The sequence below is a fragment of the Amnimonas aquatica genome (assembly GCF_002943415.1).
Lineage (GTDB): Bacteria > Pseudomonadota > Gammaproteobacteria > Pseudomonadales > Moraxellaceae > Perlucidibaca > Perlucidibaca aquatica_A.
The window spans coordinates 1-2220 of the sequence record NZ_PTQZ01000255.1; the positions used below are offsets into that span (position 1 = coordinate 1).

Below are 2220 nucleotides of genomic sequence, written 5' to 3' on the forward strand. Positions count from 1 at the left end.
CGAGGGCGCCTTCACCATCGTGTCCGATCAGGGTGTCGGGCTGACCGGCGAGGGCTATCCGGTGCTCTACGGCAACAGCTACATCCAGACCGTGACCTGGGATGAAAGCGGCAAGCCGCAGGCGGCCGGCTTCATCACCTATTCGCAGTCCAGCGACCCGGCGAACCCGCATTACAGCGATTTCACCAGGGCCTATGCCGCACGCCAGTGGCAGGCCTTCCCCTTCACGGCCGCCGAGATCCGGGCCCAGAAGATTTCCGAGACCACCCTGCGGCAATGAGCCGCGCAGTAGAGAGGAGCTGACATGAACGCCATTTCCCAACCCGTGGGCCAGGTGCTTTCCGCCGAGGCCATCGGCCAGGCCTTCGAGGCGCAGCGGGCGACCGCCATCCGCCTGCGCCAGTCCACGCTGGCCGAGCGCCGCGCCAAGATCCGCAAGCTGCGCGACACCCTGCTCGCGCACCAGGCCGAGATCGTGCAGGCCGGCTGGGACGACTTCCGCAAGCCCGCCACCGAGGTCGAGCTGACCGAGATCCTGCCGGTGGTGGCCGAGGCCAACGACGCCCTGCGCAACCTCCGCGGCTGGATGAAGCCGCAGGGCGTGTGGCCGTCGCGCATGATGATCGGCACCAAGGGCTACATGCAGTACGAGCCCAAGGGCCGCTGCCTGATCATCGCGCCGTGGAACTACCCGGTGAACCTGAGCCTGGGACCGCTGGTGTCGGCGGTGGCCGCCGGCAACACGGTGATCATCAAACCGTCGGAAATGACCCCGCACGCCTCGGCGGTGATCTCGAAGATCGTGCGCGCGGTGTTCGGGCCCGACGAGGTCACGGTGATCGAGGGCGATGCCCCGGTGGCGCAGGCGCTGCTCGACCTGCCCTTCGACCATGTCTTCTTCACCGGCTCGCCGGCCATCGGCAAGGTGGTCATGGCGGCCGCCGCGAAGCACCTCACCAGCGTCACGCTGGAGCTGGGCGGCAAGTCGCCGACCATCGTCGATGCCTCCGCCGACCTCAAGCTGGCGGCGCAGAACATCCTCTGGGCCAAGTTCACCAACAACGGCCAGACATGCATCGCGCCCGACCACATCTATGTCCACGAGTCCGTGCGCGGGGCTTTCGTGCAGGCCTGCCGCGATGTGCTGTCCTCGGTCTACGGCGCGCAGCCGCAGCAGAGCGAGCACCTGGCCCGCGTCGTCAACGAGCGCCACACTGCCCGTGTGCAGGCGCTGCTCGATGACGCCGTGGCACGCGGCGCGACGGTGCTGGCCGGCGGCGAGGTCGATGCCGGTGACCGCTTCGTCGCGCCCACGCTGCTGACCGACATTCCGGCCGATGCGAAGATCATGCAGGAGGAGATCTTCGGGCCGCTGCTGCCGGTGATCGGCTTCCGTGACCTCGACGAGGTGATCGCGCGCATCAACGACGGGCCCAAGCCGCTGGCGCTGTACATCTGGGGCCGCGACGACGCCAACATCCGCAAGGTCATGCAGCAGACCAGCTCCGGCGGCGCCTGCATCAACCACTGCGTGGTGCAGTTCCTGCACGGCAACCTGCCGTTCGGCGGTGTCAACAACTCCGGTATCGGCAGCGCTCACGGCCACTTCGGCTTCAAGGCGTTCTCGCACGAGCGTGCCGTGGTGCGCACGCGCATCATGCTGGCGAAGATGTTCTTCCCGCCCTACACGGCGCTCACCCGCCGACTCATCCGGATCTTCATGAAGACGGTCTGACCGGGGCGATCCGGACATCAGCGCTGCTGCAAGAAAAAGACCCGCATCATGCGGGTCTTTTTTTGCGTTGCTGCCTGCTGGTTTTGCGTTGCTGCCCCGCAGGCCGTTGTTGCGAGCCTCGGGCCGGATGGCGACGGCGTTGCCGCCGCGCCGTCAGCGCCGCCGCTTCCGCTGCGGCCGCCAGGCGTACCAGGCGCAGAGCACCACAGGCAGGCCCAGCAGCAGCCAGGATACCCAGTAGTGCAGGCCGCCATCGCCGGTCAGCGCCGACACCAGGCCGATCAGCGTCAGTACCGATAGCAGCAGCGGCGCGCCCCACAGCTGCATGAAACTGTTGCCCGGGCGCCGGCTCATGAGCGTGCTCCCCGGTCGGCGTCAACGGAGCCGGCCGCCGCCAGCTCGTCGGCCTTCGCGGCCAGCATGGCGATGCGTGCGTCGGTCTGGCGGCGGCGCGCGATCCACAGGTACAGGCCGCTGCCGAGCAC

The 2220-nt window shown here is 68.1% G+C and carries 3 protein-coding genes; 2 read left to right on the plus strand and 1 reads right to left on the minus strand.

Going from position 1 to position 2220, the window contains the following annotated elements; all coding sequences use genetic code 11:
* Both C5O18_RS08715 and C5O18_RS08720 read left to right on the plus strand, forming a co-directional pair.
* The coding region (locus tag C5O18_RS08715) for a penicillin acylase family protein (RefSeq protein WP_206389820.1) at window positions 1-280 on the plus strand (280 nt) is incomplete at its 5' end.
* A gap of 24 nt (window positions 281-304) precedes the next feature.
* Window positions 305-1735: an aldehyde dehydrogenase family protein gene (locus C5O18_RS08720; protein ID WP_105193186.1), complete on the plus strand. Its 1431-nt coding sequence runs from the start codon at window positions 305-307 to the stop codon at window positions 1733-1735.
* A 153-nt stretch (window positions 1736-1888) separates the two neighbouring features.
* Here the strand turns inward: C5O18_RS08720 and C5O18_RS08725 are convergent, their stop codons facing one another.
* Window positions 1889-2089, minus strand: coding sequence for a hypothetical protein (locus tag C5O18_RS08725; RefSeq protein WP_105193188.1), 201 nt, complete (start codon window positions 2087-2089; stop codon window positions 1889-1891).
* Window positions 2090-2220 lie beyond the last annotated feature (131 nt).